The 15086-nt window shown below is 39.3% G+C and carries 6 protein-coding genes and 4 pseudogenes; 3 read left to right on the top strand and 7 right to left on the bottom strand.

All coding sequences use genetic code 11. The features are described from left to right. Positions 1 to 320 precede the first annotated feature (320 nt). Positions 321 to 1250 (top strand): glutaminase A, encoded by a 930-nt coding sequence (gene glsA, locus ABH957_RS11070; protein ID WP_078214540.1) that lies wholly within the window; start codon positions 321 to 323, stop codon positions 1248 to 1250. A gap of 587 nt (positions 1251 to 1837) precedes the next feature. Here the strand turns inward: glsA and ABH957_RS11065 are convergent. The 6 genes and pseudogenes from ABH957_RS11065 to ABH957_RS11040 all read right to left on the bottom strand — a co-directional run. Then, a pseudogene (locus tag ABH957_RS11065) lies at positions 1838 to 1978 on the bottom strand (ABC transporter ATP-binding protein); the annotation flags it as partial. A 158-nt stretch (positions 1979 to 2136) separates the two neighbouring features. Next, entirely contained in the window at positions 2137 to 4617 is a 2481-nt protein-coding gene (locus tag ABH957_RS11060) for an RICIN domain-containing protein (protein ID WP_404511204.1), read from the bottom strand. Positions 4618 to 4653: 36 nt separating this feature from the next. Then, positions 4654 to 5307: a DUF11 domain-containing protein gene (locus tag ABH957_RS11055; protein WP_404490956.1), complete on the bottom strand. Its 654-nt coding sequence runs from the start codon at positions 5305 to 5307 to the stop codon at positions 4654 to 4656. Positions 5308 to 5410: 103 nt separating this feature from the next. Then, entirely contained in the window at positions 5411 to 6136 is a 726-nt protein-coding gene (locus tag ABH957_RS11050; protein ID WP_404511202.1) for a DUF11 domain-containing protein, read from the bottom strand. A 44-nt stretch (positions 6137 to 6180) separates the two neighbouring features. After that, positions 6181 to 7845 carry an alpha-helical endospore appendage domain-containing protein gene (locus tag ABH957_RS11045; protein WP_002068932.1) on the bottom strand — a complete coding sequence of 555 codons (1665 nt, stop codon included), beginning with the start codon at positions 7843 to 7845 and terminating at the stop codon, positions 6181 to 6183. Between the two features lie 63 nt (positions 7846 to 7908). After that, positions 7909 to 9945, bottom strand: a complete 2037-nt coding sequence (locus ABH957_RS11040; RefSeq protein WP_404453893.1) for an alpha-helical endospore appendage domain-containing protein — start codon at positions 9943 to 9945, stop codon at positions 7909 to 7911. Positions 9946 to 10620: 675 nt separating this feature from the next. Between ABH957_RS11040 and ABH957_RS11035 the strand changes: the two are divergent. Continuing rightward, positions 10621 to 10923: pseudogene (locus ABH957_RS11035) on the top strand (hypothetical protein); the annotation flags it as partial. A gap of 275 nt (positions 10924 to 11198) precedes the next feature. On the opposite strand, the pseudogene ABH957_RS11030 reads toward ABH957_RS11035, so the two are convergent. After that, positions 11199 to 12431, bottom strand: a pseudogene (locus ABH957_RS11030) (serine hydrolase domain-containing protein); the annotation flags it as partial. A gap of 341 nt (positions 12432 to 12772) precedes the next feature. Between ABH957_RS11030 and ABH957_RS11025 the strand changes: the two are divergent. Next, positions 12773 to 14567: pseudogene (locus tag ABH957_RS11025) on the top strand (response regulator). The last annotated feature ends 519 nt before the right edge of the window (positions 14568 to 15086 follow it).

Below are 15086 nucleotides of genomic sequence, written 5' to 3'. Positions count from 1 at the left end.
CCGTAGTTCCTACGGTAAGAACTGAAGTGTCTTGTACGTTGACTCATCACGCTTCCTACTTTAGCTTGGTTTTCGCAACTTCGGCAAGCGTGGGACGATGGAACGTTGAAGATTTTACGATTGCAACGATTTTTCTGCAACCAACCTCATTTCTTCAGTTTTCAAAGAGCAATCTGTACAAGTATATGCTAGCAAACATTTTGACTTACGCCATCCGACATTCATCTGCCACCTATCTGCTAGTGCTATCACACCTTCACACAAATTGAGGAGGAAGTCTTCTGGCGGAAAAAGATAAAAAGGAAAAGGACGTATTAGTTATGCACTGTATTCAAACAAATAACCTAGAACAGTTACTAGACCAAGTACAATCATATACAAAAAAAGGTAAACTGGCTACTTATATCCCAGAACTAAGAAATGCAAATCCAGATGATTTAGGGATTGCAATTTATCATAAAGAAACAGATTATATCCATGCCGGGAACTCCCAAACGCTTTTGACCCTTCAAAGTATTTCAAAAGTAATTACGCTTGCACTTGCACTTTTAGAGCGTGGCGAAGAGTATGTATTTTCTAAAGTTGGAATGGAGCCAACTGGTGACCCATTTAATTCTATTATTAAACTAGAAACAGCTAACCCTTCTAAACCACTCAATCCAATGATTAACGCAGGAGCACTAGCGATTACAAGTATATTAACAGGGGATAGTAATGACGAGAAGATGGAACGGATTCTTTCCTTTGTGCGTGATATTACGGTCAATCCTACAATTAATTACTCTTCAAAAGTAGCCGGCTCTGAATTAGAAACAGCTTACTTAAATCGTTCTCTTTGCTACTATATGAAACAAAATGACATTATCAATGGCGATGTAGAGGCGTTAATGGACTTATACACACGTCAATGTGCAATTGAGGTAAACTGCATTGATTTAGCACGGATTGGTTTGATTTTTGCAATGGATGGATATGATCCATATAGAAAAAAACAAATCGTTCCGGAACATATAACAAAAATTTGTAAAACATTTATGGTCACATGCGGCATGTACAACGAATCTGGTGAATTTGCAATTCGCGTCGGAATACCCGCCAAGAGTGGGGTTGCCGGTGGGATATTCGGATGCGTAAAAGGAGAAATGGGAATTGGTATTTTTGGACCCGCTTTAGATGCTAACGGAAATAGTATAGCTGGTTTTAAAATGCTAGAACTACTTTCCGCACAAGAAGGCTGGAGTATGTTTTAACGAATTCCCCGAAAGAATTCTCCTTCCTCTAGCGTTGGACATCTAGGGGTGGAACACCTCGAAGTAAAGCTCAGGGAGACGAAAGGTTACTTTCGTCGTGGAACTAAGAAGCTCCCTCTTCAAACTTTGCTAAGTGGTGAGTAGTTCACATTCATAAGTTATTATCTAACTGCTGGTGTTCACCATCCAATAAAACCAGTAACTACATCCAAAAAAGTGCTCCTAGATTTATCTAGGAGCACTTTTTTAGGAAATACTCTGCTCTCCATGCTTTGCCTCACACCCAAAAATAAGGGAGCAGATTCTACTCTATAGGTTGACTGTGAATTTGTCGATTCATGGTAACCCAAGTGGTTGTAAACAAAATCATTAATAGTATTACAATGATATATAATCCGGTTTGAGGTATCATGGTACCAATCATTACGCCCATCAATAAGAGGGTTGGAATTTGAATAGTCTTAAGTTTTTCTTTTGGAATCACTTTAGGGATGATTGGCTTCACATTCCATTATTAACACATTTTCGAACAGTTTTTATTTTCATACATCTAAAGAATCCACGATACCTCTATAAAAGTGAATTCATTACTCAAAAACCTCCCTAAACAACTCATGTACTGCTTTACCTTGATGAAAACGAATTTCCTCTACGTTTTCATGTAATACAATATTTCCGTCTTTTAAAAAGATTACCTCATCAAATGTATTTTCAATTTCTTCTATTAAATAATTTTTTACACCATAACACAAAAAAGACATGAGTCTATACTTCTCAATGACTCATGTCTTTTCTTTTTAAAGTTTATTCTACCGTTTTTATTAAAAGCAAATACTTCTACTTTGTGCTACTATATCGAAACACATACTTTATTTTATAAAAAGTATTATTTTAATTTTGTCAATTCCCAACATTGAGCATCTGTACCATTGTCTGGCCATTGTTGAATATTAGCACCATTGTTTTGTATACTACTCTTCAGATCAAGTAATTGGCCGCTATGCTTAGCTATCAATTTAAGCGTTCCATCCGAATTTTTTTCGATTTTCCATTTTTGATGATCTCCACCAATGTCTTCCCATTGTTCTACATTCGCACCATCACTGTTTGAAGCTCCGGACACAGTAAGCAATTTTCCACTATGAACTGCTTTGATTTTATAATACCCATCTGCCATCTTCTCTAGTTCCCATTTTTGATGATCTCCGCCGTTATAATCCCATTGTTGGACGTTTACACCATTATCCTTTGAGGCGCTAGATATATCTAATACTTTTTGACTTCCTTTATTTTTGATGATATAGACACCACTGTAGTCAATCCCTTCAATACCATCGCAACAAAGTATTTTTGCTTTTTGCAATGTATCTTGTTGCAATTTTTCGTCTAAAATTGTTTTTGTTAGTTTGTGGGTCAACTGTTCATTCTCATTGAGTAATTCTTCTGCACTCTGCTTCCCTTCGTTGAAGGCCCGAATTGCATCTTGTATTTTTAATTTTTCTGCTACGATTACTCCTGCAGCCGCTAACTCAGCTTCTCCAATACCTGTCACGATTTTCTTCTGTGCTTCTTTACAATTGCTTTCGTGAATAGCTGTCACTTCATTCGTCATTTCTACTTTACGATAAATTTGTCCATCAGGAATAAGCTTATATTTATAATCAACTTTTGCTTTGTTTGTCACTTTCTTAGGCACTGGGTTATCAATCAACACTTGGAAGGTGACTCTTGTCGTCGTCCCGGGCTCTACCGTACCAATATTCACGCCACTTTCTATATTGCCTGAGAGAGGGCGCCCATCTATCTGTAAACTGCCTGGAACCAACTTCGTTCCATTTGGAATTTGATCCTCAATTACGACATCGGTCAGTTGTGTATCACCTGTATTAGCAACTTCAATGGTATAGGTTATAATGTTACCTGCCTTGACATAAACTGACATGTCTTGCCGTTTCACTACCTCTACCTCTACTTTTCGAATGACCGTAATGGCTTCATTACTATCTGCTGTACCTGAAGAGACCGGTAAGCCTGGGGCACTTTGGAAATCATACACGACAGTAGCTTTATTCACCGCTCTATTGTCTGGTGGCACTTTTAATACTAAGGTTTGAAAGGTAACTTCCGTCGGGCCTTCGATAGATATGGAACCAATGTCTACTCCTTTTGTCGGATCTCCACCAGGTATAGGAACGCCATCGATCTGTAAGCTGTCTTCAACAAACTTTAATTCTGGTGGAAGAGTGTCTTTTAAAATAGTTTTTTGTGCTTCGGTCATTCCACTGTTTTCAATTAATAGAGTGTAAGTAAGGATTTCACCCACGATAGCTGCTTCTTTATCTACTTCTTTATTAATTTTGATTTCTGGACTATTCACATCAATTTGGACACCCAGACCTGTCACTATATAACCATCTGATTTCGAAGTCAGTTGAACTAATGCCTCCGTTTGTGAATTCTCCATAGCTGTAGAAGCGTCCACATTGGTAATATCCCAATTATAACGAACTGCTGGTCCGGCACTTCCTGGTATGACATTTACATTCCCATAGGTACCACTCGTATCTAGATTCCCTGCATCATCATTAATTTGTGAAGCAAAGAAGTTGTCAATCGGATTATTGGGACCTGAAATGGGCTTTAAAGAAGAGGCATCTTTTCCAAAAAGTAACTGATCTCCTGGAATCTTTGAATCTCCTTCCATTGCGGTTAGCAACAATCTTGCTTTGACATCACCAAGTTCAGGCGTAGAGAAGCCAGAAATTTTCTGGCTTACTGATCCCGTTTTCTCAATCGATGCAGTTCCGACATGAATGTTCATATTTCGAAGAGGCAGTGTAGGATCTTTATAAACCACAGATAAAGTCCATCCCCCCACGTTGTTCCCTTTATATCTTTGTACTGTCGCTGGTACACCACTGACAGTATAATTACCAGCCCCACCTGCATCTATAAAACTAGTAACATTGGCAGAGCGAACATAAAATATTTGGTTCGCCTGAGCTACTTGCTGACTCGTAGTCGGATCTGGCGTAATGAGGGTGCTCCCTTTTGGTGAGATTAACGTTATGGCCCGATTTATTTCACTCGTCACATCCTCGGTACTCGTTTTTGTTGATCCACCCCAAATTAGCTCTGCATATAATACTATGCTTCCCGTTGGTAAGCGAAGCTGTGCAGCAGAAGCATTTTCTTTCCAATCTAGTGTGGTACCTGCAGGATATCCTGGTACCTGCTTAGACAAATCTAATGTGATAAATGCACCAATATCTGTATAACTGATATTTATATTACTTAGACCCAGTGTGTTGCCAGTAAAAGTAACCGCCCCGTTAGTCGTGGTTGAATATCGCTGAATAAACGCCATGATTCTCACCCTTTCTCTATTTATCTATTCCTATCCCTACTTACAACCACAACATAGGTCTTTAACTTGATCTAACTTTTTCTTCAACTCTTTTTCCAGATTAGCAATTTGCTGAACTGCTTCCTTTGCACTCTTGTTAATTGCTAGCAAATCCGTCACTTTAATCTGGCCACCTCGGAATGAATTAATTGCTGCTTGAATCTTTTCGCCTTCCATGTAAAGAATCGTGGCTAGGCCTTTTTCCTCTTGTGCGATGGAATGAATGATTAAGTCACGTGACCATTCACAGGTTGTTCGTCCTGCTGGCACATTGGTTTGTACTTCGTTACTGACCGCATCTACATAACCACCTGAATACTGAGAGCCCATGTAAGCTTTATTCCTAATCACTCCACTAGAATGGGGTTTAATCACTTCAACTTTAAATGTAATGATGATAGGCCCTTCAATGGATAGTCTATCAAGTACAATCGTTTTCGTTGGATCTTCACCAGGTTTTGATTCACCGTCAATTTCCACACTATTCGGGACAAACTGCACCTCTTCTGATAGAAAATCCTTAAAATGACAATTAGTAACATCAATTAGACTATCATTGGAAATGGTAAACGTATATGTTAGAATATCTCCTACCACCGCATCAATTTTGTCTACTTCCTTTTCTATACTCACTTTCGGAAAATTAGACATGTGCCTCTCCCTTTCTTTTCTGTAATTCATACCTTATTAGTGATGAATCAGATTCCCTATTTTTCAAAAGCATCTGAGGAAAAGTAAGACATCCTCTTCTTCTCTACTTACAACCACTACATAAATCCTGAATCGTATTTCTCTTGTTCTGTAGTTCTTGTTTCAATGTAGATAATGTTTGAGAAACACTATTTTCACTCTGAATAATCAAATTCTGTTCATTTTTTGTAATCCTGCCACTATTAAAGGCTTGATTTGCCATCTTTATTTTTTCTGCTTCTGCATCCAGTAACTCCTGAATGGCCTTCTCTTCCTGTTTAATTGAAAATTCAATGGTACTTTGATTGTTCTCACAGTTAGTAGGAGGACGCACAATCACTTTTGTCTCTGTTATATTACTGGCTGCTTCTCCTTTTTTGATAGGCGATCCAGAAGCACTTTCAAATTCATAATTTAAGGTGGCTTTATTTTTCACTAGCTCATCTGGAGGAATATTGATTACTTTCGCTTGAAATGTCACTTCAATCAGTTCTCCTGTTCCTACCATTCCTAGCTTAATCCCATTATTTACATTCACACTAGGTTGAGGCACACCATCCACAAAAACACTACCTGGAACAAACTTCAACTCTTTTGGAAGGATATCTTTCAAAAGAGTGTTTTGTGCGTCAACCGGATCCATATTTGTTACAAGAACGGTATAAGTCAAAATATCTTTTACTTTTGCCTCATTTTTGTTTACTTTTTTATTTATTTCCATCTTCAGACTATCCTCCATTAATCTATTCGCCTCAGTTTTCATATTTACATACCCCCGACTTTGAGACATATTTCATCACCCTTTCCATCATCGAATCAAATTATATATGGATGTTATGAGCAAAAATCACAAATTTCTTGGGTAACAGCGAGTTTATCTTTAAGCACTGATTCTAGTACGATTAGGCTGTCTAACATATCCTCCACACTTTCATTGACAGCGATGAGATCTTGGACTCCTATTTTCTTATCTCCAAACGCACGAGCAGCTACTTCAATTTTTTCTGCTTCTGCCCGCATAATCCTAGCAATGCTTTGTTCCGCCTCAGCAATCGTTTGGATAATCTGATTTTTCCCTTCTTCACAGGTAGGTGGCTCAATCACTTCAATCCCAGGTTTGTTACTAATACTCGTCGCTGTCGAAATAGGTAAATCTGGTCTACTCTGAAAATCAAAGATCATCGATGCTTGATTATGCACCACTTTATCATCAGGCTCTTTCATGATTTTCGCTTGATACGTGATGAGGACTGTTTCTCCTACAGCCAAAGTACCAATGTTCACACCCTTAGCAATATCTTGTCCTGGCCATGCCGCACCTCTGATTCGTAAACTATCTGGTAAATATTCAAGTTCTGGATCTAAGTAGTCCTGAAAAATCACATTAGTCGCATCTACATAGCCATCATTTTTTACTTCCAAAGTGTAAGTTACTATTTCACCTACTACAGCTTGTTTTTTATCCCCCGACTTATTCATTTTTACGATTGGGCTATTGGCGTCAATCTGTACTCCATATCCACTCACCAAATAGGTATCTTGCGCCGTCGCAATACGGGCGATTGCCTCGGTTTGACTATGATGCAACGTGTGAGAAATATCTACATTCGTGATATCCCAACCCGATCGTACGCCAAATCCGTCTGATCCAAGAGGCTTATTGAGCGTTCCAGCAGTTCCACTAGTATCTAAATTTCCTAGATCATCGTTAATCTGCGACGCAAAAAAATTATTTCCAGGATTATTCGGCCCAGATATCACCGAAAGCGACGAACGATTGGGACCAAATTCAAAGCGATCGCCAGGAAGATTAGAGTTTCCTTCCAGTGCCGTAAGCATGACACGTCCCTGGATATCCCCACCTTCTGGGGTTTTAAAATTATAAATCAACTCATCCACTGGAGGATTAGACATAGAAATCACTTGAGACCCAACATAAATATTCATATTTCGAATTTTAAGTAATGGATGTTTATAAGCGACAGCCAACGTCCATCCCACTGTATTGGTAGAAGCTAGAAAAAAAGTACAATCTCTTACCGTTCCGGGAATACCACCTACTATATAAGTTCCAGCTCCACCTTTTTGTACAAATTCAGTTACATTCGCAGAGCGAACATAGAAAACTTGACCGCCAAAGACGGACTCTTCTCGTGCAGTGAAGGCATCTGGTGCGATGGATACAGTAGCAGCTGGGGTGGTAAAAGTAATCGAAGTATTGATAGCTGAACGAACATCAGTATATTGATCTTTAGTCGATCCACCCCAGATCAACTCGGCATACAATATTTCACTGTCTGCAGGGATTCTCAGCATAGCCAAAGAGGAATTTTCTTGCCAGTTCATTGTACTTCCAGCTGGATAGCCTGACACTTGTTTAGAACTATCTGTTGTCAAAAAAGCCCCGATATCTGTACTTCCATCTGCATAACCTAATGTATTTCCTGTAAATGTAATCGCACCATTGGTTGTTTGGGTGAAACGATGAATAAATGGCATATTCTTCCCCCTTTTCAATCTAAATAAAGCTATAAATTCTTGTGCTTCTTTCTCATTAATCTACTAACAACAAATCTGCTTAGCAATTTCTAATTTATCTTTTAATAATTTCTCCAACTGTGTAGCTTTTTGGACTACTTTTTCGACACTCTGATTAATCCTAGCAAGTTCTTGGGCAGAGATTCTTTCTTCTTCAAATGCCTTTACCGCTTCTTGTACCTTTACACTTTCTGCTTGAAGGATTTTCATCAAACCGAGCTCTTGTTGTGCTACTGATTCAAAAATCTGATTTTGTGCTTTTTGACAATCGGTCTCCAACCACGCCGTAATTAGGTTACTTGTTACTACTTCCTCACGCACATTGCTACCTGGTTTCAGCTGAAATTGATAAATTGCCTCTGCTTGGTTATCTACTTTCACTGGCAACGGACTTTGTAACGCTACTTGAAATGTAATCACAGCTGTTTGGTCAGGAATTAATGTACCAAGAGGAATTCCTGTTGTTAAATCATCAAGCACCGGTGCACCATTTACTTTTAAACTCCCTGGAACGAGTACCGTTCCTGTAGGTATGACATCTTTAATAAAAAGTGCATTTACTGAAGTATCTCCATTATTGGTAATATCGAGCGTGTAGGTGATAATACCTCCCCTTTTATCGTAAACCGAACGATCTTCACTTTTCACGAGATCGACTTGTACATGCTTAATGATAGTATTTACTTCATTTGAGCTACTAGATCCTGATGTGAGAGGTAAACCCGCTGCACTTTGGAACTCGTAATCCAGCTCACCCGTATTAGTCACCTTTCCATCTGTAGGGACTGCAATCACTTTCACTTTAAATATGATCTCGACTGGTCCTTCTATGCTTACAGATCCGATATTGACTCCTTTAGCTGGATTTTCTCCGGGTTTGGCTTGCCCATCGATAGTTAAGCTGTTCTGCACAAATTCTAACTCATCTGGAAGAATATCTTTAAAAATGGAATTCTGTGCTTCTACTAGTCCACTATTTTCTACTAAAATTGTGTAAGTTAACTCGTCTCCGACTATTGCTATATCTTTATCCACTTGTTTGTCTATCTTAAGTTCCGGACTATTCACATCAATTTGAATCCCTAATCCAGAAAGGATGAATCCATCCATATCTGTTTTGAACCGAGCAATCGCTTCAGTTTGTGAGATTTCCATGGCGTTTGAAATATCCACATTCGTAATATCCCAGCCATAGCGCTGTGTAGACTGTTTTTGCCCTGGGGTTACATTACTATTTCCCGCTGTCCCACTAGTATCTAAATTTCCACCATCATCATTAATCTGTGAAGCGAAAAAGTTATCCACTAAGTTATTCGGTCCAGAAATGGCTTGTAATTGGCCTGGGGATGGACCAAATAAAAATTGGTCCTTAGAAATGAAACTATCGCCTTCGATAGCATTCAATAAAGCTCTTGCCTGAAACGGTTTGGATTCAGGTGTCCCAAAACCTTTAATTTTTTGATCCACTACATTCCCTCTTTCAACAGATGCCACACCAACATATAAGTTCATATTTCGTGAAGGTAAAGAAGGATTTTTATATATAACAGCAAGCGTCCATCCTGCTGCATTACTTTTACTTGGCCGTTGGATTGTGGCTGGTACCCCACTTACAGTATAAGAACCTGCCCCACTCGCCTTTATTAGTTTAGTAACATCAGCTGTACGAATATAAAATGTGTGATTTTCATGCACTACTACTTGGGCCGTTGTAGCATCAGGAGATATTGTTTGTATTGAACCTTGTGGGTTAGTTAAGGAAATGGGAACGTTAATATCTCCTGTAACATCCACTGCATTAAATTTTGAGGTACCTCCCCAAATCAACTCTGCATACAGCACTTCACTAGCTACAGGAAATTTCAGAAATGCTTGAGAAGCATTCAATTTCCAATTCAATGTACTACCTATTGGATAACTTGGGACTTGTTGGGTAAGATCCAACGTAATGAATGCTCCAATGTCATTATAGCTAGGATTATTCGAACCAAATCCTAGCGTATTACCTGTAAACGTCATCGCACCATTTGTAGTCGTTGTATAACGCTGAACTATTGACATTCTCTTCGTCCTTTCTATAACAACTAGAATAATAACTATTATTTTATTTTTTAATAAAACTTAAGGGGGGATTTTAATTCATATAATTGCCTCCTATGTAAATATTTGATAACACGAATTATATTTCACTCACTGAAAAACTATATCTATAATTAAATGTTCTTTCTATTTATCATTATTTATCTGATTTTTCAGGTAAATATATTTCAAATCCAGTTCTGCTGTGAAAATCATTTAATAGGAATACCACCACATCTCTATTAGGCTAATAATAAAAAAATGATATCATTCAAATTTTTCAGTTAACAATTATAAAGATTTTGATATTTGGACAGATTGTAACTCCTAGCATTTATCGTTTGAAGGTTGAAACAAAACATACTGATGATAAAATAGGAATATTTTACACTGATCCAATCGAATTGAAGAATAGGGATTGGTGGAACAATACAGACAAAAAAGCAACTAATTGAAATTGGTCGCTTTTTTGTCTTCTATTTACTTGGCCTCTTATAGGGAACAGCCGAGATACGTGTAAAAATAGGTCATAGACTTACTTTTATGGTTCTGGTGCAAAAACTATATGACTTATGTAACTAATCTCTGAAACTTGGACATACTGATACTAGTACTCTAAAAAAGGACGTGATTAGTATGGAAAAGCAAAACCTATTCAAGTGGAAACAGATTATTCAGTATTTTCTTTAGGGGATTGAACAGGCATGCACGATTGCCCAAACTGTTCAATTGGACAAAACATTGGAGGAATGGCCTGGTGAAACCCCGGGCGGTGTGCTACGCAATATTGCATCTCACAACTCCTACCATTTAGGAGAAATTGTGCTGATTCGCAGATTATTTAGCGCTTGGCTACCGCCAGCATTTCGGAAAAAAACCATGCTAAGAGCATGCAAGGTTTTATACAGTTTTTCGGCTAATCCAGTAACAAACAAGAACCCTAAAACCGCGCCAGGATAGGAATGTATAAAAAAATGCATAGATCCGTAGAACAAAAAAAGGAGGTTCCCTTGTGAAAGTAGGGATCCACCGTTTTCTTTCTACCCATAATAGGACTTTATGTTAACTTCTATGAATACAATATACATCCATCTCATAAGAAAAACCGCTAGGAAAACATCTTGACGGTCCTTTTGTGTATAAATCCCATGAGGAGTGATAGATATGATCCGGCACCCGTAACCATGTATAGATCGGTATGTTTTCGTTTTCCAAGCAGGTCAAACATATATAATTCACTGTCTGTTTAGACTTGCGTAATGGCTAAATTCCTTATTGATTATTTTATCGTGAGCTGGCGCTACTTGTGGACCTACCGAGTTGATACACGTTACCAGAATATGCTTCCCGTCTAGAGATCCGACGGCTCTCGATTCATATCCGAAAGTACCTCCGGCATGCCCCCAGTAAGATTGCCCATCCGCTGTTTTAAATTCATAAATCCCTAGTCCGACTTTACCAAAAGGTCCATCTACTGTTGTGTGCATCTGGTCCATCATCTCTTGAGTCAGAAGCTTCCCGCCCAACAACGCACTGAAGAAGGTAGTCAAATCATTAACTGTTGAGACTATATCTCCCGCCGCATTTACCCATGATTGATTCATTTCTGTTAAATCATACAAATGACCCGATCTATCCATATTATATCCTGTGGCATGCTTACCCGGAATTTCGTGACTATTTCCCATCACAAATGTCCCTTTCATTCCAAGCGGTATGATAAACCGTTTCCTGATCTGCTCCGCATACGTTTCTCCTGTTACCTTTTGAATAATTTGACCGGCTAGTACAGTATTCATATTGGAATAATTCCAGCCCTTCCCTGGTGCAAATACAGGTGGCTTTGAAAGTCCAAGGTCGATAAGCTCATCGACGGAATAGTAACGGTATGGATTTTGAGGCAAAGTAATATCTCGGAAATCCAAATCTGTATAGCTAGCAAGCCCACTTGTATGATTCAATAACTGACGGATCGTAATTTTGTTGCCATCATACCCTTCACCTTTTATGACACCTGGCAGCTATTTTTCAACCGAATCATCCAGATTCAATAACTGACGGATCGTAATTTTGTTGCCATCATACCCTTCACCTTTTATGACACCTGGCAGCCATTTTTCAACCGAATCATCCAGATTCAATTTTTTCTCGTCAGCCAACTGTAATACAACGGACGCTGTGAAAGTCTTTGAAATACTTCCAATACGGAATGAAAAATTGGACTCCACCGGGTGTGGTACTTCATAACTGGCTGTACCTGTAGCGTAAGACCAGCGTTTCCCGTTCTGTAACCCGCCAGCTATGACACTTGGGACTCCTTTGATGGTTACCACCTCATCAATGACGCGTTTGACTTCATCCCGATGCTTGCTTTTCTTTTCCTTCTCTGTCTTCACTTGTACCGCGCCTTCAGTCTGTACCGGGTTTACAGACCCATAAGCAGAAAATACCAGTGTACTCGCCGATATAGCTGTTAATGCAAGTACAGCTCCTTTTTGAATCTTGAGTAATTTCATGACGTATCGCTCCTATTATTTTGGAATGTTGTGTTGCTTTACATCCTCACCTTATCCCCAAAATTGTTAAATCGGATAGTGATGAAACCGCCAAACTTTTGTTGACACTCGGAATTGGACTTGTCACATATACCATATGACAAACTGTCAAATATCTCATGTGACGTGCTTGTTACAGTAAATTCTAACTGTTTACCCTCTCTTCCGCTTGACGGATCAGAAGTTTATGGTGCATGATAGATTTGATTTATTCAGAATTAACTTTCAAAAATACAAGTAGGTGTGCATAATCCGTGTTCTCTATAATGAAAAAATGGTTCTGGTATGATTGGATATTTGTGGCCATACGAACGCTTTGGATGGTCATTATCATAAGCGCTAGTTTTATCAAACCGTCATTAATCGATGCGTCTTTTTGGGTCTTATTTTCTTTTGCTTTCGTCGTTTATCTCGTTCCATTAATCGCCTGGTGTAGAAATGCAGATTGGTATCTTGCAGTCGACGTCATGGCAGCGGGGGGGGTTTCATCTTTATTTAGCCTATACAGCACCGGAGTTACTTTGGTCTTTCGTTTTACTTGTGATGAATATCGGCTTGGCCAGCAATCGAAGAACCTATGTATGGACAGGTATCCTCTGTGGAATCATATTGCCGGCATTGAACGGTTGGATCGCTGGTCGTCTCCCGTATGAATTTATCGTTAGCAACGGTTTTGGATTCGCCATCGGCTTCACGTTTAATATATTAATTCAGTCCCATAAGCAAGCCCTAATTATTCATGAGCAAAAGCTATTGCTGGAGCAGCATATTGAGCGGATTGAGGAACTTACGCTGATGGAGGAGCGCAGCCGGCTGTCACATGAGCTGCATGACACGATTGGCCATACGCTTACCTCACTCATCGTCGGCGTCGAATCGCTGCGATCGTCCGTACCGAATTCACAGATAGAGAGGATCGATTCGCTTGTCGGAATCGCCCAACACAGTCTGGTTGATATCCGAAAACATCTGTATCAGCTCTCTCATACTCCATTGAACCATTCGTTAAGTGAATCTCTACGGCAATTTACCGAAGATTTTATGAAGTCAACAGGTATAATGGTCAAATTCCGTGTGATCGGCAGCGAGACTCTCGTTATGCAAAAAATAAACTTTTGTCTATATCGTTGCCTTCAAGAGTCTCTGAACAACGCGGTTCGGCACGGTTCGGCGAGCTTGATATCCGTTCAGTTGTATTTCGAGAGTCAGCAGCTCAGGTTACAGATCGAAGATAACGGCATCGGAATGGAAGAAATCCAATTTGGATTTGAACTTAATGGGATGAAGGAACGACTTAAGCTATTTCACGGCACGGTGTCCGTGCATTCCGAGCCAGAACAAGGAACTTTCGTCATATGTAATATTCCGTTGCAGACAGAGCCTGCACATGATACAATCCGCCTGCTGCTCGTTAACGACCAGGTGATCATTACCGACAGTTTGAAGCAAATTTTGGATCAGCATACTGATTTTAACGTAGTTGGTACAGCCAGGGACGGTGGCGAAGCATTAGAACATTGTGAGCGGTCCCAACCGGATATCGTGCTAATGGATATTAGTATGCAGGGAATGAGCGGGATTGAAACTTTACTTGAGATGAAACAACGATGGCCTGATATGAAGGTTGTGTTCATGACAACGTTTGAGGATTCCTTGCAGGCAGCAACTGCATTGGAGCACGGGGCGGAGGGCTACATGCTGAAGTCGATTCATCCGCGAGAGATGAAGGAAGCCTTGAAACTAATTTATAACGGAGGAATCTGGATCGATCAATCGGTCGCTACGCGAATTTTCGAAGAGATGAAAAGTCAACGCGAGCAATTGGAGAAGATCGGTTCAAGTCAGGAAAACTTCCCGTACGGGCTTACGAAACGTGAAATGGAGATTCTGGAACATCTGTCAGGTGGACTGCGTTATAAGTCAATCGCCGCCAAATTATTTTTATCGGAGGGAACGATCCGCAATTATTGCTCGACTCTCTACTCGAAGCTCAGCGTCAACAACCGCGAAGAAGCAATAAAAAGGGCCCGAAAGGAAAATATTGTGTAGATGGTACTCAAGATATAATCATTTTTCCGTATTCGGGGCACGGCAACGATTACTATTTTTTGGGCCACTCATTATTTTAAGTAACAGAATTAGAGTTCCGTTAACTTTTGGAATGAATTTAACAAAATTTGTTTACAGAACACCTGTAAATATTGCTGGAAAATAAGTGGACGGAATACATTTAAAGAAAATCTTCTTGAAAACTTCAAATTTAATTACCTTAAAGTCATTGTTTTATCATACCTTTCAAAGTTTTTTACAAGTGGTCCGAAAAAGAACGAATCGTTGTTATCCCCCATGCCCATCAACCCCCAAAAAAACAAATACTCTAAAACGAGAAAATTGGCATCTTTAGGTGAAAATGTACAATTTTTTTGTTTTTGGGGCGTTATAAAATTCTTAAGTTGATGGGCATGTGGCGGTACCCCATCGCTATCAAGCTAAGCTCATGTAACGTCAATGATAAGCGAGATTGTTTCTTTTTTTCGAAAGTCTATATGTAGGTGCTTTAAAGATTTG

Source organism: Bacillus sp. RC242, assembly GCF_044908245.1.
Classification (GTDB): Bacteria; Bacillota; Bacilli; order Bacillales; family Bacillaceae_G; genus Bacillus_A; species Bacillus_A mycoides.
Note: the sequence above shows the minus strand (reverse complement) of the source record. Positions and strands in the feature narration are given on the sequence as shown.

Bases quoted from the DNA above. Each gene is read 5' to 3' on its own strand.
- ABH957_RS11050 (WP_404511202.1), bottom strand. From the start codon at position 6,136: ATGTCTCAAAGTCGGGGGTATGTAAATATGAAAACTGAGGCGAATAGA.
- ABH957_RS11055 (WP_404490956.1), bottom strand. From the start codon at position 5,307: ATGTCTAATTTTCCGAAAGTGAGTATAGAAAAGGAAGTAGACAAAATT.
- glsA (WP_078214540.1), top strand. From the start codon at position 321: ATGCACTGTATTCAAACAAATAACCTAGAACAGTTACTAGACCAAGTA.
- ABH957_RS11045 (WP_002068932.1), bottom strand. From the start codon at position 7,845: ATGCCATTTATTCATCGTTTCACCCAAACAACCAATGGTGCGATTACA.
- ABH957_RS11040 (WP_404453893.1), bottom strand. From the start codon at position 9,945: ATGTCAATAGTTCAGCGTTATACAACGACTACAAATGGTGCGATGACG.
- ABH957_RS11060 (WP_404511204.1), bottom strand. From the start codon at position 4,617: ATGGCGTTTATTCAGCGATATTCAACCACGACTAACGGGGCGGTTACT.